This window comes from Saccharothrix obliqua, from assembly GCF_019375475.1.
GTDB lineage: Bacteria > Actinomycetota > Actinomycetes > Mycobacteriales > Pseudonocardiaceae > Actinosynnema > Actinosynnema obliqua.
The window spans coordinates 335439-355374 of sequence record NZ_JAHXGQ010000003.1 but is presented as its reverse complement, the minus strand read 5'-3'; the positions used below and the strand labels follow the sequence as shown (position 1 = coordinate 355374).

At 74.3% G+C, this 19936-nt stretch carries 19 protein-coding genes and 1 pseudogene; 14 read left to right on the top strand and 6 right to left on the bottom strand.

What is annotated here, in order from left to right; all coding sequences use genetic code 11:
- Window positions 1-476: 476 nt before the first annotated feature.
- Window positions 477-683: pseudogene (locus KZQ38_RS37485) on the top strand (helix-turn-helix domain-containing protein); the annotation flags it as partial.
- 529 nt (window positions 684-1212) lie between these two features.
- Here KZQ38_RS37485 and hisG read toward each other — a convergent pair.
- The gene (gene hisG, locus KZQ38_RS11500) at window positions 1213-2076 is read right to left on the bottom strand and encodes an ATP phosphoribosyltransferase (protein ID WP_219441013.1); all 864 of its coding nucleotides are present in this window, start codon (window positions 2074-2076) and stop codon (window positions 1213-1215) included.
- Window positions 2077-2325: 249 nt separating this feature from the next.
- Window positions 2326-3105 carry an AfsR/SARP family transcriptional regulator gene (locus KZQ38_RS11495; RefSeq protein ID WP_219441011.1) on the bottom strand — a complete coding sequence of 260 codons (780 nt, stop codon included), beginning with the start codon at window positions 3103-3105 and terminating at the stop codon, window positions 2326-2328.
- A gap of 141 nt (window positions 3106-3246) precedes the next feature.
- Here KZQ38_RS11495 and KZQ38_RS11490 point away from each other — a divergent pair, with 141 nt between their 5' ends.
- The 12 genes from KZQ38_RS11490 (at window position 3247) to KZQ38_RS11435 (ending at window position 14644) form a co-directional block, all read left to right on the top strand.
- Window positions 3247-3828 carry a hypothetical protein gene (locus KZQ38_RS11490; protein ID WP_219441009.1) on the top strand — a complete coding sequence of 194 codons (582 nt, stop codon included), beginning with the start codon at window positions 3247-3249 and terminating at the stop codon, window positions 3826-3828.
- A 233-nt stretch (window positions 3829-4061) separates the two neighbouring features.
- Complete coding sequence (locus KZQ38_RS11485; RefSeq protein WP_257901195.1) at window positions 4062-4241, top strand: thiazolylpeptide-type bacteriocin; 180 nt, start codon at window positions 4062-4064, stop codon at window positions 4239-4241.
- A 23-nt stretch (window positions 4242-4264) separates the two neighbouring features.
- Entirely contained in the window at window positions 4265-4432 is a 168-nt protein-coding gene (locus KZQ38_RS11480; protein WP_257901194.1) for a thiazolylpeptide-type bacteriocin, read from the top strand.
- A 25-nt stretch (window positions 4433-4457) separates the two neighbouring features.
- The gene (locus KZQ38_RS11475) at window positions 4458-4640 is read left to right on the top strand and encodes a thiazolylpeptide-type bacteriocin (RefSeq protein ID WP_257901193.1); all 183 of its coding nucleotides are present in this window, start codon (window positions 4458-4460) and stop codon (window positions 4638-4640) included.
- A 15-nt stretch (window positions 4641-4655) separates the two neighbouring features.
- The gene (locus tag KZQ38_RS11470; protein ID WP_257901192.1) at window positions 4656-4820 is read left to right on the top strand and encodes a thiazolylpeptide-type bacteriocin; all 165 of its coding nucleotides are present in this window, start codon (window positions 4656-4658) and stop codon (window positions 4818-4820) included.
- A gap of 29 nt (window positions 4821-4849) precedes the next feature.
- Window positions 4850-5014 (top strand): thiazolylpeptide-type bacteriocin, encoded by a 165-nt coding sequence (locus KZQ38_RS11465; RefSeq protein WP_257901191.1) that lies wholly within the window; start codon window positions 4850-4852, stop codon window positions 5012-5014.
- Window positions 5015-5196: 182 nt separating this feature from the next.
- Entirely contained in the window at window positions 5197-7590 is a 2394-nt protein-coding gene (locus KZQ38_RS11460; protein ID WP_219441007.1) for a lantibiotic dehydratase, read from the top strand.
- Window positions 7587-8660, top strand: a complete 1074-nt coding sequence (locus KZQ38_RS11455; protein WP_219441005.1) for a lantibiotic dehydratase C-terminal domain-containing protein — start codon at window positions 7587-7589, stop codon at window positions 8658-8660. Before KZQ38_RS11460 ends, KZQ38_RS11455 begins: the two co-directional genes overlap by 4 nt.
- Window positions 8657-10201 (top strand): hypothetical protein, encoded by a 1545-nt coding sequence (locus tag KZQ38_RS11450; RefSeq protein ID WP_219441003.1) that lies wholly within the window; start codon window positions 8657-8659, stop codon window positions 10199-10201. Before KZQ38_RS11455 ends, KZQ38_RS11450 begins: the two co-directional genes overlap by 4 nt.
- Window positions 10198-11916: a TOMM precursor leader peptide-binding protein gene (locus KZQ38_RS11445; protein WP_219441001.1), complete on the top strand. Its 1719-nt coding sequence runs from the start codon at window positions 10198-10200 to the stop codon at window positions 11914-11916. Before KZQ38_RS11450 ends, KZQ38_RS11445 begins: the two co-directional genes overlap by 4 nt.
- A complete protein-coding gene (locus KZQ38_RS11440) occupies window positions 11913-13034 on the top strand; it encodes a hypothetical protein (protein ID WP_219441000.1) in 1122 nt (373 codons plus the stop codon). Before KZQ38_RS11445 ends, KZQ38_RS11440 begins: the two co-directional genes overlap by 4 nt.
- Entirely contained in the window at window positions 13031-14644 is a 1614-nt protein-coding gene (locus tag KZQ38_RS11435) for a thiopeptide-type bacteriocin biosynthesis protein (RefSeq protein ID WP_219440998.1), read from the top strand. The genes KZQ38_RS11440 and KZQ38_RS11435 overlap by 4 nt, the downstream gene beginning before the upstream one ends.
- Here KZQ38_RS11435 and KZQ38_RS11430 read toward each other — a convergent pair.
- From KZQ38_RS11430 to KZQ38_RS11420, 3 genes are read right to left on the bottom strand one after another with little or no spacing between them, the layout of a single operon-like run.
- Complete coding sequence (locus tag KZQ38_RS11430) at window positions 14598-15317, bottom strand: GNAT family N-acetyltransferase (protein ID WP_219440996.1); 720 nt, start codon at window positions 15315-15317, stop codon at window positions 14598-14600. The two genes, KZQ38_RS11435 and KZQ38_RS11430, sit on opposite strands and share 47 nt — an antisense overlap.
- A 40-nt stretch (window positions 15318-15357) precedes the next feature.
- Window positions 15358-15936, bottom strand: coding sequence for an FMN reductase (locus KZQ38_RS11425; protein ID WP_219440994.1), 579 nt, complete (start codon window positions 15934-15936; stop codon window positions 15358-15360).
- On the bottom strand, window positions 15933-17012 hold the full coding sequence (locus KZQ38_RS11420; RefSeq protein WP_219440992.1) for an LLM class flavin-dependent oxidoreductase: 1080 nt from the start codon (window positions 17010-17012) through the stop codon (window positions 15933-15935). Before KZQ38_RS11420 ends, KZQ38_RS11425 begins: the two co-directional genes overlap by 4 nt.
- A 765-nt stretch (window positions 17013-17777) precedes the next feature.
- Between KZQ38_RS11420 and KZQ38_RS11415 the strand changes: the two genes are divergently transcribed.
- Window positions 17778-19010: an MFS transporter gene (locus tag KZQ38_RS11415; RefSeq protein WP_219440990.1), complete on the top strand. Its 1233-nt coding sequence runs from the start codon at window positions 17778-17780 to the stop codon at window positions 19008-19010.
- Here KZQ38_RS11415 and KZQ38_RS11410 read toward each other — a convergent pair.
- A complete protein-coding gene (locus KZQ38_RS11410) occupies window positions 18988-19908 on the bottom strand; it encodes an XRE family transcriptional regulator (protein ID WP_219440988.1) in 921 nt (306 codons plus the stop codon). The two genes, KZQ38_RS11415 and KZQ38_RS11410, sit on opposite strands and share 23 nt — an antisense overlap.
- Window positions 19909-19936: the final 28 nt, after the last annotated feature.

Genomic DNA, 19936 nt, shown 5'->3' with positions numbered 1-19936 from the left:
TGCCCGCCTCGATGTGCAGCGGTTCCTCGGCGTCGAGCGTCTCCAGGACCCTCTCGGTGACGTCGGACTCACCGAGATCACCTTCGACAGGTTGACGGCCTGGCATCAGGTGCTGCGCGACAAGATCAGCGGGTTGCTTGACGCTTTGCCACCGCCTAACACCGAGGCCCATCTGCTCGTGCTCTCGGCCAGGCTCGCGCTCTATCCGAGCCTCATCCCTCCCCCACGACGTCGATCCCGCTTCTCTTGCAACGCCGCAGGATCGCCCCTCCGACCCGCTCGACGTCGCCTCCCCGTCGCGACTCCTCTGAGGGTGGTCGGCGCCCACAGGGTGGTGGCCCGAATTTTTCGGCGTTGTTGACCGTGTTGCACGGCCGCGGCCGACCGCCCACACCACCACCCGGGACGACCAGGACGGACCCACCGCGCCGAACCAGCGTCATCACGGGACCTGCTCCTCGCCCACGCGGTACGCGCAGAACGCCTCGATCCGCACGATCGCCGCCGAACTCGACGTCGCTTACGGCGCGGTCCGCGCGATGCTGCTCCGAGCCGGTGTCCAGCCGCGTCCACGAGGTCTGCGCACCGGCGCGAACCCGCGCGCCGCCGCCGGACTCCCCACCGCGCCGCAACCGACGCGCCCGACCGCGCCACTCGACACCCACCGACCCCGCGGCGGGTGACCCGCACCGCCACGGCGGCACCGCAGCCGCGCACCCGGGGGCGCCGCGAAGTGAACAACCGACTCATCCGGCGGGCTCCGATGACGCGGACGGCCTGGTTCCCGTTCTGGGGGCTGCTCGGACCAGGCCGAGCGAGGCTGGGTCACGAAGGCGTGGGCGACCGACGCCCGTCGAGGCTGACGCGCACAGTCGGCCTCCCGTACGCGCGCGGCGCATGCGGTGTTCTGGCCGCGTCTTGGCGGAGGTGGAGCGGGAGCCCTCGCGCACACGCGGGGACAGCGGACCGCACTGGACGCGACGGGGGCGGAGCGGGAACCCGCCCGCACAGAGCGGCGGCCCGCACACGCGCGGAGCGGCGGACCACGTGGGCGTGGCGGAGGTGGAACGGGCGCCTCGCGTATGCGCGTGGAGCGGCGGTTGGCTGAGGCCGAGCGGGAGCGTTCGGATGAGCGCGGGTGTTCCGGCCGGGAACCGGAGTGGGCCGACGGGGAGCGCGGGGGGCGGCACCGGGGGGCCGCCCCCCGCGGAACTAGATGCGGCAGGTGTCCAAAGAGCTGACCAGGATGGCGCGTGCCCCCACGCGCCACAGCTCGTCCATGATGAACGGCGCGTCGTCGCGCGGCACCAGGGAGCGGACCGCTACCCAGCCCTCCCGGGCCAGGGGGGACACGGTGGGCGACTCGATACCCGGCACGAGCTTGAACGCCTCTTCCTGCGTGGCCACCGGGCAGTCGAAGTCCAGTATCACGTACCGGCGCGCGATGAGGACGCCCTGGAGCCTGCGGTGCAGGATTTCCACCGAGCGGGCGGCTGCGGGTACGTCGTCCACGGTGTCGCCCTGGATCAGCACCGCCTCGGACTTCAGGATCGGCTTGCCGAACGTCTCCAGGCCGGAGGTCTTCAGCGTGATGCCGGTTTCCACGACGTCGGCGATGGCGTCCGCGACACCCAACTCGACGGCGGTCTCCACGGCGCCGTCCAGCCGCACCAGGTCCGCCTCGATGCCGTGCTCCGCCAGGTGGTCCTGCACCAGGTTGGGGTAGCTGGTGGCGATCCGCTTGCCCGCCAGCCCGGCCGAGTCGCTGATGCCCCCCGGCTTGGAGGCGAAGTAGAACGACGCCCGACCGAAGCCCAGCGGCAGGATCTCCTTCGCCGAGACGGACGAATCCAGCAGCAGGTCCCGCCCGGTGATGCCGACGTCCAACGAGCCCGCGCCCACGTACACCGCGATGTCCCGGGGCCGCAGGAAAAAGAACTGCACATCATTTGCCGGATCGGCCACGATCAGCTCACGCCCGGACCGATGGACCCGGTACCCCGCTTCGACCAGCATTTGCGCCGCGGGAGCACTCAATGAGCCCTTGTTGGGCAGGGCGAAGCGAAGAGGAGCCATGCGGCGCAGTCTCCCACACCGCCCCGCGCCGCCCTGACCTGGGGCCGGGGTGTCGTCCCAGGGAATGGGAGCACCCCAATGGGTCCGGCCGGGAGGGGCCGCGGGAACCGGTCGAACCGGACGCTCGCGGCCGGTCCGGGGCATCGGCTTTCCACCGATTACGAGCAGTCCGCGGTAAATGGTCCGGGCACCGTGTCGAAAAACACGCCCGGTGTTTCCGGAATTCACCCGGACGTGCGGTGCACCCGGTCACGCGCGCACCCCGTCGAACTCCGCACGCGCCGCGCGACCGGGCTCGATGCCGAAGTCGTCGCGCAACGCGCGCCACAGCCGGTGGTAGGCGGCGATCGCGCCGGCCCGGTCGCCGACCGCGGACAGGGCGCGCATCAGCAGCACGTGCGTGGACTCACGCGTCGGCTGCGCGGCGGCCTGCGCCACGAGCAGGTCGGCGGCCTCGGCGGCGGCGCCCAGGGCGAGCTTCGCGGTGGCCAGCCGCTCGACCGCGGCCAACCTGCGCTCCCGCAACGCGGTGGCCGCGGCGAGCGCGGGCCGCGACGGCACCAGCCCCACCAACCCGTCCACCGGCCAGTCCGCCAACGCCGCGCCGAGCAACCCGGCCGCCTCACCCCAGGCGCCCGCCCGCACGGCCACCGCCCCGCGCCGGGCGAGTTCGCTGGCCCACAAGGCGTCCACGGCCTCCGCGGGCACGTCGAGCCGGTAGCCGTGACCGACCCGGACCAGCAGCCTGGACAGGCCCGCACCGGCCGTGTCCAGGCAACGGCGCAACCGCAGCACGTACAGCTGGAGGTTCTTCACGGCGCTGCGTGGCGGCTCCACCTCCCATAAGTGATCCAGCAGCCGTTCGGTGGACACGGCCGCGCCCGCCTCCAGGGCGAGCACCGCCAGCAGCGTGCGCGCCTTGACCCCGCCGGGCACGACACCGCGTGCCGCGCGACCGTCGACCGCCGTGCCGCCCAGCAGGCGCAGCCCCACTTCCCGCTCCGCGCACACCGATGGGCTGATCGTCATCTCCGGTGCTCCCCCAAGTTCGCCACTACCGACTCACGTTATGTCGCACGCCGAGGGGCGAGCGGAACACGCGGCGCATACCGGGCGTATACCGGCGGCCGGCACGCTGCGGCACCCGACCGCCCGCCGGAGCGTGCCCCCATGATCACCGTGTCCCTGCTCGTGGACGACCGGATGCTGCTCGACGGTGTCACGGCGTGGCTGTGCGCGACGGCCGACCTGCGGGTCGTCGGCGCCGTCACCGGCGTCGCCGACCTGGCCGGCAGCGAACACCCGCGGGCGGACGTCGTGGTGGTCGACCTCGGCGTGACGGTGAGCCTGGCGGCAGTGCGCACGCTGCTGCGCGACGGCCGCCGGATCGTCGCGGTGATCAGCCCGGTGGCGGCGGACGACGCGGCCCGCGCGGGCGCGCACGGCGTCGTGGCGCGCTCGGCGGGGCTGGCCGGCCTGGCTTCGGCAATCCGCACCGCCGCCGCGGGCGACCCGGCGCCACCACCCGTGCCCGCGTGGGAGCCCCGGCTTTCCGAGCAGGAGCGGGCGGTGTTCGTCGGGTACGTGTCCGGCCTGACGCTGGCCACCGCCGCCCGCCGCGCCGGAGTGCGCCCGGACACCGCGAAAAAATACCTCGACCGGGTCAAGCAGAAGTACACCGAATGCGGGCGGGCCACCTATACCAAATTGGACCTGGCGCGTCGCGCGTGCGAGGACGGCCTGGTCGAGTAAAACTTCGGGTTCATCGTCGCGCAATGTACCGCAACCCACCCGGGCACCCTGGTATCCGCAGTTCAGGGACCGCTTCGCAGGGTTCTGCCGCTACCCCCACTTCTGGGGTGTTGACACAGTCCGTTAATGAGCCCGATAGGTTTTCCAAAACGCCGACCGGAGCCTTTCCGACGAACTCTTGCCGGGACGTGAGCCACGCACTTAAAGTCCGCTCCCGGAAAGGAGGTGCCATCATGGCGATCAATCCGCTGGAACTGGCCTTCGACGTCGAGGACCTGGTCCTGGACGACATGGCCGTCACCGCGATGCGGGACGCCGTCGCGCTCCCCGAGACGGGCGCGTCGCAGTCCTGCTCGTGCTGCGGGTCGTGCTGCTGCTGCCAGCCGCCGCAGCCCGAGCTGCCGTCCAACTGACCGCACCGACGTTTGGGGCTCACATGATCGACTTGGCGTTCGACGACGACGACCTCGTCCTCGACGACCTGAGCGTCACGACGATGCGGGACGCCGTCGCGCTGCCCGAAACGGGCGCGTCGCAGTCCTGCTCGTGCTGCGGGTCGACCTGCTGCTGCCAGCAGCCGCAGCCTCAGCTGTCGTCCGACTGACCGCACCGAACCACTTGGGGCTTCCATGATCGACCTCGCGTTCGACGACGACGACCTCGTCCTCGACGACCTGAGCGTCACCACCATGCGGGACGCCGTCGCGCTGCCGGAAACCGGCGCGTCGCAGTCCTGCTCGTGCGGCTCGTGCTGCTGCTGCCAGCAGCCGCAGCTGCCCGGGCACCCGTCCCCGCAGCTGCCGACCACCTGACCGCTGGAGGTTCAGATGATCGACCTCGCGTTCGACGAGAACGACCTCGTCCTCGACGACCTGAGCGTCACCACCATGCGGGACGCCGTCGCGCTGCCCGAAACGGGCGCGTCGCAGTCCTGCTCCTGCAACGGCTCGTGCTGCTGCTGCCAGCCCCACCCGCCGCAGCGCCCCATCTGATCCCGACCACCTGACCGATGGAGGTCCAGATGATCGACCTCGCGTTCGACGAGAACGACCTCGTTCTTGACGACCTGAGCGTCACGACGATGCGGGACGCCGTCGCGCTGCCGGAAACCGGCGCGTCGGCGTGTTCGTGCGGCAGCTCCTGCTGCTGTTGCGACCCGCGTTGGCCCCAGCGCCCGCCCGTCTAGTCACCACTGGACGAGCCGGCCGTCACCACGACGCGGGACGCCGCGACACCGCCCGGGACGGGCGCGTCGCGGTCCTGCCCGCACCGCGGTCACGTCCTCCGGGACCCGACCGCCAGCCAGCCGAACCGCCGGGGACGTCGCGTGCGGCGTCCCCGGCCCTGAAACCACCGGGGACCCGAAGCATGGCTGGACGCACCACGACGGAACTCGCGCCGTACGCGCTGGTCCGGGTCGCGGCGCTGCCGCACCCGCCACCGGCGCCCTCCGCGTTCCGCGACGCGCTGGACGCGGCCGTCGCCGCCGAGGTCGCGGCGAGCGCGCCCGGCCTGGCCGACGCGCTGCACGACAGCGCCGCGGGCCACTCCCCCGACTTCCACCGCCGCGTGGTGCTGCCGCTGCGGCGCGACGTGCACAACGGCCGCTCGCCCCGGCCCGCGCTGCTCGCGGCGCTGGACGGGCTGCCGGACCGGGTGCCCGGCCTGGCGAGCTGGCTGGCCGCGCGTGCCGACCTGGACGCGGCGCACGCCGCCGCGCGTGCCGCGTGGGAGCCCGCCCTCGCGGCGTCCCGCAAGCGGCTGGCCGAGGTGTGCGGCGCCGACGCCGTGCGACGCGCGGGCGTGCTGACCGGACCGGACCTGCTGCACGGCCTGGACCGCACGGCGGCGGGCCGCGGCGAACCGGACCGCAAGGCGCGCAAGGCGGAACCCACCGTGCTGCGGTACGCGCTGCGGGCGACCTCGAAGACCAGCCCGCTGTCCTGGTACACCCACGTCGGCTGGGGCGTGTGGGGCGACGGGCCGTGGCCGGACGCCGAGCCCGTGGCCCACCCCGAGGTCAACCGGCTGCTCACGACCCGGCTGCTGGACGCGCTCGCGCCCGGACTGCCGCACCGGCTCGCACCCGCGCTGCGGGAACGCGACGGCCGGGTGGTGTTCCGCCGGGACGTGCCGGTGGACGCGGGCAACCGCGCCCTGGTGACCCGGGAGGAAGAGGTCGACGTGCCCGCCGCGGGACCGCTGCGGTTCGTCGTCGGGGTGGTCCGCGCCGCCGGACCGGGCGGCCTGCCGCCCGCGGCCATCGCCGACCGCCTCGCGGCGCAGCTCGCGGTCGCCGACGCCGCCGGTTCGGCCCGCGCGTACGTCGCCCGGATGCGGCAGATCGGGCTGCTGGTGCCGGTGCCGCCGGTCCACCCGCAGGACCCGGACCAGCTCGGCGCGCTGGACGTGCCGGGTGTCGCCGACCTCGCGCTGGCGACCCGGTCGCTGGCCACCGCCGACCCGGTCGCGCGGGCGCGGACCGTCGCCGACCTGGCCGCCGGCTGGGCGGAGGTCGCCACGCGGGTCGGCGCGGACCTGCGTGACGTGCCGCCGGTGGTGGAGGACGTGCTGCTGCCCGAACCGGTTCCGGTGCCGCGTGGCGCGGCGCCCGCGCTCGCCGACCTCACGCCGTTGCTGGCGTTGTTCGACGAGCAGGTCCTGCTGCGCAGGCTGATGCGCACGCGGTTCGTCGAGCGGTTCGGGGTGGGCGGCACGGCTTCGCTCGCGGACTGCTCCGGCGCGTTGTCGGTGGCGTGGCAGGACTCCATGAACACGGGCGCGGTGGGCGACCCCGAGGTGGCCGCCGTCGTGGCGGCCCGCGCCCGGCTGGCCGGGCTGGTGCGCGGCGGCGTCGTCACGCCCGACGTGCTCGACGCGGCCGACGCGCTGCTGCCCGCGTGGGCGACCCGCCGCCCCGGCTCGTACAGCTTCTTCGCCCAGCCCACGCGGGACGGCCGCCTCGTGGTGAACCGCGTCTACACCGGGTTCGGCAAGTTCACCAGCCGGTTCCTGGACCGGCTGCCCGGCGCGCGGGACGCGGTCACGGCGCAGCTCGTCCGCCACCTCGGGCCGGGTTTCGCCCAGTTCCGACCGGTGCGCGGCTTCAACGCGAACGTGCACCCGCTGCTCGGCGCGCACGAGGTCGGCGAGGACGCCCGGTGGGTGGACCTGCCCGCCGAGTCGCTGTCCGTGCGGCACGACCCGGAGGCGGACGAGGTCCGCGTGGTCCGCGACGGCGAGCCGCTGGACGTGCTGTACCTGGGTTTCCTGGTGCCGCTGGTGTTCCCGGACCGGTTGATCCCGCTCTACTCGGACCTGGCGTGCGGCTGGGTCGACCTGACCGCGTTGCGCGAGTCGGTGGTGGTCGACGGCGTCACCGCGCGCGGGCGGCTGACCTACGGGGACGTGGTGCTGGCGCGCCGTTCGTGGGACTTCGCCCACGTGCCCGACCTCGGCGAGGGCGACGCCGTCGTGCCGGCGGTCACCCGCCTGCGGGCCCGGCTGGGCCTGCCGGAGCACGTGTTCGCGGGCCCCGACATCGGTCCGGCGTCGCCGGAGGTCTACCGGCGCACGCTGGTGTCGGCCAAGCCGCAGTACGCCGACCTCGGCGACCCGCTGCACCTGCGTGCGCTGCCCCGCCTGCTCGCCCGCTTCCCGGACGGCCTGCGGCTGACCGAGGCGCTGCCCGTGCCGGGGCTGGACTCGCCGGGCGGCCGGGTGCTGGAACTCGTCGCGGAAACCTACTGGAGGACCTCGTGACCGACGTCGTCTGCTACTACCACGACCCGGTGAAGGCGCCTTTGCTCCGCGACGCGGTGCTGCCCGCGCTGGCCGCGAGCGGGGCCGCCGGGCACGTCGAGCGGCACTGGCTGCACGGACCGCACGTCCGCGTGCGCCTGGCCGAAACCGCCGCCGACACCGCCGCCGAGTCGGTCGCCGCCGCGTTGCGCGCCCACCTCGCCACCCGTCCGTCCACATCGGACACCACGCCGGCGGAGCTGCTGGCGCAGGCGGAGCAGTACGGCGTCGCGGAACTCGTGCCGCCGCCGTACGAGCCGATCCACCCGGACAACACCGTCGTGGTGGAACCGACCGACCTGTCCCGCGTCCGGGAGCTGCTGGGCTCGGACGTGCTGGTCGACCTGCGCACCCGGTGCCTGCGACTCGGCGTGCCCGCGCTCCGCGACGCCGTGGCGGTCGACCACGACACGTCCGCCCGCGTCCAGCTCGCGCTGGTCGCGATGGCCGCGCACGCGAGCCGTTACCCGGCCGGGCTCGGCAACGGCTACCACTCGTTCCTGTCGCACCTGGAGGACTTCCTGCTGCACCACGACCCGAACGGCGTCATGCGGGCCCGTTTCGACCGGATCTGGGAGCACAACGCCGACGACGTCACGGAAACCGTGCGCGCCGTGGACGAAGGACGCGCCGAAACCCCGTGGGCGACGTGGACCGTCGAGAGCCGCCTGCTGATCGAGGAGGCGTTCGACGCGGGCGACCTGCCCGCCGCGTACGGCCCGCAGCACGGCGACAAGGCCGTGGAACTCGGCGACGAGGCCGCCATCCGCCGCTGGCACCGCGACCACCGCGACTACTACAGCGAGTACCACCGCCGACTCAGGTCCGTCGACCTGGACCACCCGCTCTACCAACGCCCGGTCACCGTCTACCGCTTCGGGACGAACATGCTCTACCAACTCCTGTCCGTGTGCGACGTGACGCCCGTCGAGCGTTACCTCGCGGCGGCACTGGTCGCCAAGGCCGCGCAACGGATCACCGGTGTCGCGTGGCCGGAGCACGTCGCGCACATGGCGGAGGTGACGCGATGAGCGACGTGCTGCTGCGCCTGCGCCCCATCGCGCACGCCACCCCCACCCCGACCGGTTTGCACGTGCGGGGCTGGAAGTCCAGCTTCAGCCTGGATGGCGGCACCGGGCTGTGGACCATCTGGGAACGCCTCGCCGGTCCGCTGGCCGACGGCGTGCCGCCGGACCAGCTCACCGTGCCCGACGGCGCGCCGCCCGCCGTGGCGAAGGCCCTGACGATGATCATCGAGCAGCTGCACGAGCACGACCTGCTGGTCGAGGTGCCCGCCGACTGGGGCGGCGACGCGCCGCCCGCCGACATCGCGAGCTGGCTGGAGTCCGTCGCACCCGACCCGGCGACCGCGTGGCGGCGGTTGCGCGCCACCCCGGTCACCGTGGCGGGTGAGGGCGCGCTCGCCGCCGCGGCACACCGCGCGCTCACCGCCGCCGGGCTGACCGCCGAGCGGTCCGCCGGTGACGACCTGCTGCTCACCGCCGGCCCGCACGCCGTGGCCGCGGGGTGCGCCGCCGACGTCGGCTTCGTGGTCGCACCCGGTGCCGCCGCCGACGTCCGCGCGGACGCCACCGCCGTCGCCGCCCGCCTGTCCGGTGCGCCGGGCACGCCGCCGGAAGTGCTCGCCGCGCTGGTCGGCTCGGCCGCCGCGCACCGCCTGGTGTGCGTGCTCGGCGGCCTGCCCGACCCGTCCACCGAGGCGGTCAACATGTGGCAGGACGCGCCGCCGAGCGACCCGCCCCACCAGCCGGTGCTGGTGGCGCGCCTGGACCCGCTGTCCGCCGAGTACCACCCGTGGCTGTCCGCGGCCCGTCCGCAGGCGCCCGGCGGGAACCTGCTGGACGTGCTGGGTGACCGGGAACTCGGGCCGGTGCCCACCCCGGAGCCGGGCGACCTGCCGCAGCTGCCGGTGAAGCTGGCCGCGTCGGGCGACGTGGTCGGCTACGGGACCACGGAGCACGCCGCCCGGCTGGACGCCCTGCTGCGTGCCGTGCAGCGGCTCGCGCCGCCGGGCGCGGTCGTCGGCGCGGACCGCGACCACGCGCTGGGGCTGGCGTTGCGGCACGCCGCGCGCCGTCTCGGCGGCACGCCGGTCGCCGAGGACGAATGGCTCACCGACCCGACCGCCCGCCGGTGGTGGCAGACGCTCGTGCTGCGGTTCGCGCTGCCCGCGACCGCGGTCGTGACGCGCTTGGCCGAGGGCGTGGTGCGGGCGAGCGTGCTGGTCGACGGCGTCGAGGTGGCGTGGGCGGTGGAGGCGGGCGCGGCCGACGCGTTGTCGTTCGCCGCCCTGGCCGCCGCCGGTCGCGCGCAGGCCGGTCGGGCGGAGGCCGTGGTGCTCAGCGGCGCGTTGCCGCTGCCCGCGCCCGAGGGGCCGCAGGCGCCCTGGGTGACCCGGGACTGGACTTGGCCGTCCGCCGTCCGCGACGCCGAGCCCGGGTTGCGGGACCGGCTCCGGGAGCTGGTGGGCGACGCCGAGCCGGTCGCGCTGGGCCCGGTGCTGGACGCGGCGGGTGTGGTGGCGTTCGCGGTGCCGGAGGTGGCGCGGTGAGCGTGCTCGAACTGACCGACTACACCATCGCCGACCTCGACCGGATCAGCGCCGCGGGTGCGGATGCGCCCGTGCTGCCGATCCGCCACGACGGCGGGCTGGTGCTGCTCGGCCCGGTGTTCGGCGGCGCGGGCGGTGGGGTGTGCCTGCGGTGCGCCGAGGACGTGCGGCTGGCGGCGCTGGGCCGTTCCGTCCCGCGTCGCGACCCGCGACTGCGGCTGGGCGGCGTCGCTTCCCCGGCGCTCAAGCCGCTGCTGGACGCGCTCGTGACGCGGATGACGGCCGACCCGGGCGCGTACCGGGAGACGGTGGTGGCGGTCCGGACCGACCTGGCCACCGCCGCCGAGCACCGGGTCCGGCCGCGGACGGGCGGCTGCCCGGTGTGCGGTCCGCTGCCCGACGACTCGCCGGAGACCGCCGCCGTGCGCCGCGAGCCGACGCCGGTCGAGCCGGGCACGCTGCGTGGCGCGAACCCGCGCACCGCCGGCCCGGCCGTCCGCGCCGCGCTCTTCGACCTGCGGCACGGGCCGGTCGGCGGCCTGTTCCGGGTCGGCGACCTGCCGGTCGCGTCGGTCAGCGCCGAGATCGTGCCCGAGGACCACGCGCAGCAGGCCGGTTTCGGGCGGGCGGAGGACTTCGCGAGCGCGGAGCGGGTCGCCCTGTTCGAGGCGGTCGAGCGGCAGGCCGGGATGAGCCCGCGCCGCACGCGCACCACGTTGGAGGCGTCGTACGCGGACATCGCCGACCACGCGCTGGACCCGGTCCGCCTCGGCCTGCCCGACCAGGAGTCGCCGCACGCCACGCCCTACTCGCCGGACGTGGTGGTGCGCTGGGTCCACGGCTGGTCGTACACGCACGGCCGGCCGATCGCCGTGCCGGAGCACGTGGCGTACTGGGGCGCGGGGGTGGACCGGCGGTTCGTGGACGAGACGTCCAACGGCTGCGGCACCGGCAACAGCCTCACCGAAGCCGTGCTCTACGGGCTGTTCGAGGTGGCCGAGCGGGACGCGTTCCTGATGGCCTGGTACACCCGGTCGCCCCTGCGGCGGCTGGCCGTCCACGACGACGTGACGCTGCACCTGGCCGACCGCATGGCGCAGCTCGGCTACGACCTGGAGTTCTACGACGCCACCAACGACCTCGGTGTCCCGTCGGTGGTCTCGCTGGCCCGCTACACCGGCCCGGATTCGTTGCCGCCCAAGGCGTTCTTCGCCGCCGGCGCGGGACTGGACGCGGACGCGGCGATCCGCTCGGCGGCGGTGGAGGTCGTGGTCGACGTGGAGGTCGCCGCCAAGCGCTACCGCACCGATCCCGGCGAGTACGACCGCGACCGGCTGCGCGCGATGCTGGCCGCACCGGAGCTGATCCGCACCATGGAAGACCACGTGAACGTCAACGGGCTGCCCGAGGCGGCCGAGCGCTACGACTTCCTCGACCCGACCGCCGAACCGGTGGACCTGGCCGTGCCCGACGTGCCCCGGCACGACCTGGACGCCCTGCTGGAGCACTACGTCCGGGCGTGGGCCGAACTCGACCTGGAGGTGATCGCCGTCGACCAGAGCGACCCGGTGACCCGGGACCGCCTCGGCCTGCACTCGGCGAAGGTGCTGGTGCCCGGCACGCTGCCGATGACGTTCGGCGAGCTGAACCGCCGCACGCGTGGCGTGCCGCGGCTGCGCCCGGTCGGTCCCCTGCTGCCCCACCCGTTCCCGTGACCGCCGCCGACGCGCTGGCCACGGCGTACACCCACGGTCCCGGCCGCTTCGTCGAGGTGGGCGAGCCGCCGCCGTTCACGGCGACGCCGGGTCACCGGGTCCCGTTGCGCGACCTGGCCGCCCAGGGGCCGTTCGGCGCGGCCGTGGCGCACCTGCTGACCGACGTCGCCACGCCGCTGCGCTGGGAACCGTGGAACCAGTACAACGACCACCGGGGCTACCCGTCGGCCCGCGCCGCGTTCACCGTGGACGTGGAGCTGGTCGCGGGTCCGGCGCGGCTGCGGCTGGACCCCGCGCGCCGGGCCCTGGTCGGCGTCGCCGCGCCCGCCGTGGCCGACGAGGTGCGGCTGGACCTGGTGCGCCGCCGCGACCGGCTCTCGCCCGCCTACCACGAGTTCGGCGACGTGCTGACCGAGCTGGAGGTCGGCCACGTCGCCGCCGCGCTCGTGGAGCACGCCGCCCGGCTGGGGCTGCGTGCGCACGCCGAAGACCTCACCGTGGTGGTGCGCAGCCACCGCGAGACGGGCGACCCGGTGCCACCGCTGCCGCCACGCGGCTCGGGCTTCGGCCCGCGCGGCATCTCGGCCGATCCCCGGCCGCTGCCCGAGGCGGCGCTGCACGCGTTCGTCCGGGCGGTCACCTCGCCGCCGCCGGGCTCGCCGACCAGGACCGACCTGCGGCACCGGTTGGCGGTGCGGAACGTGGTCGGGCTGGCGGACGGCTGGTACGACCTGGACCTGCGGCCGGTCGCGCCGGGACCGGCGCTGCTCCAGGTCCGGGAGGCGTTCGGGCACACACCGCAGACCATCGACGTGGCGGCGATGAACCTGGCCCTGGTCACCACGGGCAGCGCCGCCGAGGCGGTGGCGGCGGACGGGCCGGGCGGGTACCACGCGTTGCTCCGCGCGGCCGGCGCGATGGCGCAGCACGCGTGCGACGCCGCCGCGCGGTCGGGCATGTTCTGCCGCCCGGCACGCAGCATCCACGACCGCGTGCTGGAGGCCGCGGTGCGCGCGCCCGCGTCGCACCAGGTCCTCTACCTGCTCGCCGCCGGCCGACCACGCGGCGCGGGTTTCACCTACGACCTCACCCCGCTGCCCGCACCGGAGAACCCATGACCTGGCACAGCCTGCACGCGCGCGTCTCGTGGTCGGTGGAGGACGTCGACACGTTCATCGCGCACACCCTCGGCCCGCTGATGGACGACCACCGGGCCGACGGGCGGATAGGCGACTGGTTCTTCGTCCGCTACTGGAGCACCGGGCCGCACTTGCGGGTGCGTGTGCGCGACGCGTCCCCGGAGACCGCCGAGGACCTGCGCCGGAGCCTGTGCGACGCGATCCGCGACGCGGACTTCGCGGTGGTCGAACCCGATCCCGACGCGTACTTCGCGGGCTTGACGGCGGGTGCGGACCGCGAGTGGCTGCCGCACGGCGACGTGCGTGAGGTCCCGTACGTGCCCGAGGTGCGGCGGTACGGCGGTGAGGACGCGATGGCCGCGGCGGAGGAGGTGTTCTGCCGCAGCACGGACGTCGCGGTCGCCGTGCTGCGCAGCGTGCGGTCACCCGCCGCGAAGGTCAGCGCCGCCGTGGAGCTGGTGATGGCCACGGCGTCCGGGCTGGGCATGGGCCGGGTGGCGGCGGCGGCGTGGTTGCGCGGCATGGGCGCGGGCTGGCGGCAGGCGGCCGAGCCGACCACGCCGCCGGGCCTCGGCACGCACTTCGCCGCCCGCCGCCTGCACGCCGCGCGTGGCGTCGAGCTGGCCGCCCGGTGGGACCGGCTGGACGACGCGCCCACCGGGGTCGTGGCGCACTGGATGGCGCAGGTGGACCCGGAAGTGCCGCGGTGGGTGTGGTCCTCGCAGCTGCACATGCTGCTCAACCGGCTCGGCATCGGCTCCGAGCAGGAGCGCACGTTGTGCTGGCTGACCGCGGCCGCCGCGGCGGCGCCGGCGGGCGTCGCCCCGTTCCACGACGACGGGCCGTCCGCGCCGGACCGCCGGTACCTGGAGGCCAGCCGGTTCCTGCCGGGCGTGACCGAGCAGTTCCCGCGCAAGGACGCCGTGCCCGCTCCGGCGGCTCCGTGGTGGCCGACCGTCGACCTGCCCGCGCCCCGGCCGCGGCCGGGCACGCTGACCGACGCGCTCGCCGGCCGGTTCACCGCGCGGGGTGCGCAGCTCAGCGGTCCGCTGGACGCCGAGCGGCTGGCGACCCTCCTGTGGACCGCGCAGGGCGCGTTGCCGGACGACCGCCGGCCGTACCCGAGTGCGGGCGCACAGCACTCGGCGCGCCTGCGCGTGGTGGCGTGGCGCGTGGACGGCCTGCCGCCGGGTGTGTACGACGTGGACGAAGACGCGCGGAACCTGGCCCTCGTCGCGCCTGCTCCGTCCACTTCGGACATGAATACGGCCTCGATGTGGTTCGGTTCCAACGAGAACGGCATGGTGGACCTGGACACCACGCCCGCGCTGGTGGCCCCCTACGCGCGGGTCGGTTCGCTGCGCGCCACGTACGGTTTGCGCGCGCTGCGGCTGGCCATGACCGAGGCCGGGCACTTGGCGCAGAACCTGGCCCTCGTCGCGCAGGACAACGGTCTCGCGCTGGGCATGGTCGGCGGTTTCTACGACGACCTCGCGCACGACCTGCTGTGCCTGGACGGTGTGGACGACCTGCTGGTCTACCTCATGCCAGTGGCTTCGTCCACCACGTGGCCGTCGCCACCGGCGTGAAGCCGAACGCGTCGTACAGCGGGCGGCCGGCTTCGGTGGCGGTGAGCGTGTACGGCACGTCCGAGTCGGCGAGGACCGCACGCATCAGGGCCTTCCCGACACCGCGCGAGCGGTGCTCGGGCAGGGTCGTGACCCAGTACACGCCGCCCACGCCCTCGGCCACGACGGACAGGCACGCGCCCGCCGCCACGCCGTCGCGCTCCACCAGGTAGGGCGTGACCCGGGAGTGCTCCAGCAGTGCCGGTGCGATCGCCTCGCCGGTCGTGAAGCCGGGTAGCGGGAAGCCTTCCACGACAACACGTTCCACGTCGGCGAGCCGTTCGGCGGTGCGCACCCGCACCGCCGCCGGTCCGGCCGCGGCACGCACCGGTGCGGGCGGCCGGTACATCACCGGCAGGCGGTCGGGCACCAGGCCCCACTCCTCGAGGTCCACCACGGAATACGGGTCCTCCACCGTGACCCGCGCCCGTGCTCGTGCCACGAGGCGGCCGAGTTCAGCCATGTCCTCCGCGGCCGGGTCGGGCGTTTGGAGCAGCACGCGCAACAGGCGAGGGCCGTCCAAGGCCCTGAACCCGGGCCGCCGCACCAGGACCCCACCGGGCCGGGTGCGGGCCAGGATCTCCAGCAGGACGGCGGAGTTGCGGGTGGCGAGGTCCAGTGCCGAGGCGGTCATGGGTCGACCCTATGCGGATCACCGCGTGGCCGACCACCGATCAGGACCTGCCCTTCAACAACTGTTCGAAGGGGACGAACCGCTCGACCGGCTTGGTCGCCGGCTTGCCCTCCATCGCGGCGGCCAGTTCCGCCGCCGCTCGGTCGACCCGGTCCGCCAGGCCCTGCGGCGAGCCCCAGTCCACCGACGCCGCGTACACGCCGGTCGGCACGACGGCCGCCTTCATGTACGCGAACAGCGGGCGCAGCGCGTAGTCCAGCACCAGCGAGTGCCGCTCCGTGCCGCCGGTCGCGCCGATCAGCACCGGCTTGCCCACCAGCGACTCCGGCTCCAGCACGTCGAAGAAGGACTTGAACAGCCCGCTGTAGGACGCGTTGAACGTCGGCGTGACGACGATCAGCCCGTCCGCCCCGACCACGTCGTCCACGACCGCCTTCAACCGGGCGCTGGGGAAGCCGGTGACCAGGTTGTCGGCGATGTCGCGGGCGACGTCCCGCAGGTGGGCGGTCCGCACGTCGACCGGCAGCAGCGCGCCGACCCCGGCGGCGAGCCGGTCGGCCAGCAGGTGGCTGGACGACGGCTCGCCGAGCCCGGCCGACACCACGGCGAGCGAGGTCATCGGACACCCGCCCGGGTGGCGAGCAGCGACTGGTGGGTGGGCGCGTCCGGCACCTCGGCGGGCCGGCCGGTCGCGAATTCGCGCCGCAGCACGGGCACGATCTCGCCGAGCAGGTCCAACTGCTCCAGCACGGTCTTCAGCGGCAGGCCCGCGTGGTCCATCAGGAACAGCTGGCGCTGGTAGTCGCCGAAGTGCTCGCGGAAGGTGAGCGTCCGGTCGATGACCTCCTGCGGGCTGCCGACGGTCAGCGGCGTCTGCGACGTGAACTCCTCCAGCGACGGGCCGTGGCCGTACACCGGGGCGTTGTCGAAGTACGGGCGGAACTCACGCACCGCGTCCTGCGAGTTGCGGCGCATGAAGACCTGGCCGCCGAGACCGACGATGGCCTGGTTCGCCTTGCCGTGCCCGTAGTGCTCGAAGCGCTCCCGGTAGAGGTTGATCAGCCGGATGAAGTGCTCCTTGGGCCAGAAAATGTTGTTCGCGAAGAATCCGTCGCCGTAGTAGGCGGCCTGTTCCGCGATTTCCGGGCTGCGGATGGAGCCGTGCCACACGAACGGCGGCACGTCGTCCAGCGGGCGCGGCGTGGAGGTGAAGGACTGCAACGGCGTGCGGTGCTTGCCCTCCCAGTCCACGACGTCCTCACGCCACAACCGGTGCAGCAGGTGGTAGTTCTCGATGGCCAAGTCGATGCCGTCGCGGATGTCCTTGCCGAACCACGGGTACACCGGGCCGGTGTTGCCGCGACCCATGATCAGGTCGACGCGCCCGTCCGCCAGGTGCTGGAGCATCGCGAAGTCCTCGGCGATCTTGACCGGGTCGTTCGTGGTGATCAGCGTCGTCGCGGTGGACAGGATGAGCCGCTCCGTCCGCGCCGCGATGTAGCCGAGCATCGTGGTGGGCGAGGACGGCACGAACGGCGGGTTGTGGTGCTCGCCGGTGGCGAACACGTCGAGGCCGACCTCTTCGGCCTTGAGCGCGATGGCAACCATCGCCTTGATCCGCTCGGCCTCGGTCGGCGTCCGTCCCGTGGTCGGGTCGGGCGTCACGTCGCCGACGGTGAAGACCCCGAACTGCATAGCCGCTCCTCGATCCAAGTAGTTGTGAGTTCAACTACTCATCGGAACACTACCCCGGCACCGGGTATTCCGCGCTCACCGGGTGGCCCGCACCACCCCCAGGCGCTCGTATCGCCGGTCACACCGCAGGTCATTGCCTACGCGTCACACGCTCAGACCCGCACGCCTCGCCACGCCTCGCGCCGCACGTTCGACGCCCTCGACTCGCCCGCGGCACGCACACCTCGATGCCCTTTCGGCCCGCACCGGCGGCTCGCGCCGCACGCCCGGTGCTCTCGAACCGCCTGCGGCCTCGGGCCACGCACGCCTCGATGCCCCCGTCCGCCCGCACCGGCGGCCCGCGCCCCGCGCTCTCGAACCGCCCGCGAACCCGAACCGCCCCGCTCCTCACCCGCCGTCGGCCTCGCACCCGCGCGCCCCGGCGAGCGGTTCGTCCCCTTCGAACAGTTGTTGAAGGGCAAGTCCTGATCGGTGGCGCTCGGCTCGCGCGCCGGCCGCCGGACCGGGCGGTGCCGGGCCGAGAAGCCGTGCGAACCAGGCCGCACGGCTGGCGGCCAGGGCGGGGTCAAGTCGGGCGGCCGGGCTGGGCGGTCGAGCCGCGCGGGCTGGGCGGCCGGGGTGGGTGCGGCAGCTCGCCGCGGTTGAGTGGCGGGCCTCCCGACGGAGACCGCCCCACCGCCTCCCGCCCCACGAAGAGATGACGGCCGCGGCGAGCGGGACGACTGCCGCTTGTTACATGAACACGGTATTCATTAGCATGTACCGGTGACCGCTGCCCTGGACGTGCCCGCGCGCGACTTCAGCCGCTACCTCACCGCACGCCTGCTGTCCGTCACGGGCAGCCTCGTCGCCGTCGTGGCGCTGCCCGTGCTGGTCTACCGCCTCACCGGGTCCGCCGGCTGGACATCGGCCGTCGCGATGGCGGAAGCCTTGCCCTACCTCGTGTTCGGCCTCCTGGCGGGCGCGGTGGCGGATCGGGTGGATCGGCGGCGGCTCATGGTGGGGGCCGATCTGGTGGTTGCGGCGGGCATGGTGAGCGTGCCGGTCGCCTGGTGGCTGGACGCCCTCACGGCGCCGCACGTGGTGGCCGTCGCGTTCCTCGCGCAGACCGCGTTCGTGTTCTTCGACGCGGCCAACTTCGGGGCCCTGCCCTCGTTGGTGGGCAAGGAGAACATCACCGCGGCCTACGCGCGGCTGTTCGGCCGGACGACGGCCGCGGAACTCGTCGTGCCGGGGTTGGCCGGCCTGGTGGTGGCGTCGGTCGCCCCCGCCGGGCTGCTCGCGGTCAACGTCCTCACCGCCACGGGCTCGGCGATGCTGATCAACGCCATCCGCGGCGCGCTGTCCACGCCGCGCGAGGACGCCACGACACTCCTCGGCGACATCGGCTCGGGACTCCGCTTCCTGTGGGGCCACGGAATAGTGCGCACCCTGACGCTGGTCGGCGCGACGCACTCGGCGGCGGCCGGCGCGTGGGTGGCGATGCTGGTCCCGTGGGCGGACCGGGTGCTGGGTGTCGCACCGTCCGGTGACGCGCGGCTGGCCGTGCTGTTCAGCTGCTGGGGCGTGGGCGCGCTGGTCGCGGCGAAGGTGCTGCCCCGGCTGACCGAGCGGTGGGGTGGCGCGCGGGTGGCGCTGGGCGCGTTGCCGATCTCCTTGCTGTGCGGTGCTTCCACGCTGGTCACCACGCACTGGGTGGCGGCGTGCGCGGTCGCGGTCGCCTGGGGCGCGGCGCACTCGACCGTCGTCCTGAACTCGATCACCTACCGCCAGCAGGTCTGCCCGCCGGGGCTCCAGTCGCGCGTCAACACCACGGCCCGCATGGTGTCGTGGGGACTGGGCCAACCCGCGGGCGCGGCGCTGGCGGGCGCCGCCGCACTCGCCGGTGGCCCGCGTGCCGGGCTGGCCGCCGGGGTCGCCGTGCTCCTCGTCGGTGTCGCGCTCGCCTGGGCGACGCCGACGTTGCGCCGCGCCGCTAACCCAGCCGGTGCGCGTTAGGCCATTTCCAGCGGAATCCGTAATCGCCCGGCCCGAAATCGAGCGCCACACCCAGCAGCGCGCCGCCGGTGTCGACTTCCGCCGGCCGCACGTCCGGGTGACCGCCGGCGGGCGTCCGGTAAAGCTCGCACTCCACGGGGCGCGCCAACGGGTCGAACGCGACCTCCAGCACGTATTCCCGGACCGGCACCCGGAACGTCCGGCCGCAGTCCGTCGCGGGCGGGTAGGGCGGTCGGTGCACCAGTTCGTGCTCGACCACGATGCTGTCGCCGCGACGCAACGCGCGGTCGAACAACAACTCCGCCACCACCAACCCGGTGCCCGGCCGGCTGACCAGGCGACCCACCGCGCAGTGCCGCAGCGGGCGCAGCAGCGGCAGCGCGCGGCCCGGCTCGTCCACCCGCACGACCACCACCCAGCGGTCCGCGCCGTCCGCCTCGGCCCGCAGCACGTGCCGCGACCGCACGGTCCGCTCACCCCGGTCCGGCCCGATGGTGACGAGGTCGTGCTGGCTGAGCCTGGTCAGCGGGTGGTCGCGGCCGGTGTCGGCCTGCCGCAGCGCCCAGGCGGCCTGGTCCGGTTCGGACCACTCGGGACCCGCGGGCGGCGGCTGCTCGGGCACGCGCTTGAGCCACCGGCCACGCGGGCGCGGCGGGCCGAGCAGGCTCGCCAGGTAGCCGTCCGGCAGCGCGAGGATCTCCTCCAGGTGGCCGATCGCGGCCAGCGACGAGCGGCGTTCCGGGCGGCTGCGCCCGGACTGCCAGTAGCTCAACGTCGCCAGGCTGACCCGCACCCCGTGCTGCGCGAGGTGCTCGCGGATGCGTTCCAACCCGAGCCCGCGCTCCGCGATGGCGGCCCGCAGCGCACCGGCGAACGTGTCCGTCCTCGCGGTGTCCATGACAACTCCCCCTCTTTTGCCACTCGGA

What these genes read in the sequence shown, in the direction of transcription:
- hisG (WP_219441013.1), bottom strand. Translation starts at nt 2,076, where the DNA reads ATGGCTCCTCTTCGCTTCGCCCTGCCCAACAAGGGCTCATTGAGTGCT.
- KZQ38_RS11495 (WP_219441011.1), bottom strand. Translation starts at nt 3,105, where the DNA reads ATGACGATCAGCCCATCGGTGTGCGCGGAGCGGGAAGTGGGGCTGCGC.
- KZQ38_RS11490 (WP_219441009.1), top strand. Translation starts at nt 3,247, where the DNA reads ATGATCACCGTGTCCCTGCTCGTGGACGACCGGATGCTGCTCGACGGT.
- KZQ38_RS11485 (WP_257901195.1), top strand. Translation starts at nt 4,062, where the DNA reads ATGGCGATCAATCCGCTGGAACTGGCCTTCGACGTCGAGGACCTGGTC.
- KZQ38_RS11480 (WP_257901194.1), top strand. Translation starts at nt 4,265, where the DNA reads ATGATCGACTTGGCGTTCGACGACGACGACCTCGTCCTCGACGACCTG.
- KZQ38_RS11475 (WP_257901193.1), top strand. Translation starts at nt 4,458, where the DNA reads ATGATCGACCTCGCGTTCGACGACGACGACCTCGTCCTCGACGACCTG.
- KZQ38_RS11470 (WP_257901192.1), top strand. Translation starts at nt 4,656, where the DNA reads ATGATCGACCTCGCGTTCGACGAGAACGACCTCGTCCTCGACGACCTG.
- KZQ38_RS11465 (WP_257901191.1), top strand. Translation starts at nt 4,850, where the DNA reads ATGATCGACCTCGCGTTCGACGAGAACGACCTCGTTCTTGACGACCTG.
- KZQ38_RS11460 (WP_219441007.1), top strand. Translation starts at nt 5,197, where the DNA reads ATGGCTGGACGCACCACGACGGAACTCGCGCCGTACGCGCTGGTCCGG.
- KZQ38_RS11450 (WP_219441003.1), top strand. Translation starts at nt 8,657, where the DNA reads ATGAGCGACGTGCTGCTGCGCCTGCGCCCCATCGCGCACGCCACCCCC.
- KZQ38_RS11435 (WP_219440998.1), top strand. Translation starts at nt 13,031, where the DNA reads ATGACCTGGCACAGCCTGCACGCGCGCGTCTCGTGGTCGGTGGAGGAC.
- KZQ38_RS11430 (WP_219440996.1), bottom strand. Translation starts at nt 15,317, where the DNA reads ATGACCGCCTCGGCACTGGACCTCGCCACCCGCAACTCCGCCGTCCTG.
- KZQ38_RS11425 (WP_219440994.1), bottom strand. Translation starts at nt 15,936, where the DNA reads ATGACCTCGCTCGCCGTGGTGTCGGCCGGGCTCGGCGAGCCGTCGTCC.
- KZQ38_RS11420 (WP_219440992.1), bottom strand. Translation starts at nt 17,012, where the DNA reads ATGCAGTTCGGGGTCTTCACCGTCGGCGACGTGACGCCCGACCCGACC.
- KZQ38_RS11410 (WP_219440988.1), bottom strand. Translation starts at nt 19,908, where the DNA reads ATGGACACCGCGAGGACGGACACGTTCGCCGGTGCGCTGCGGGCCGCC.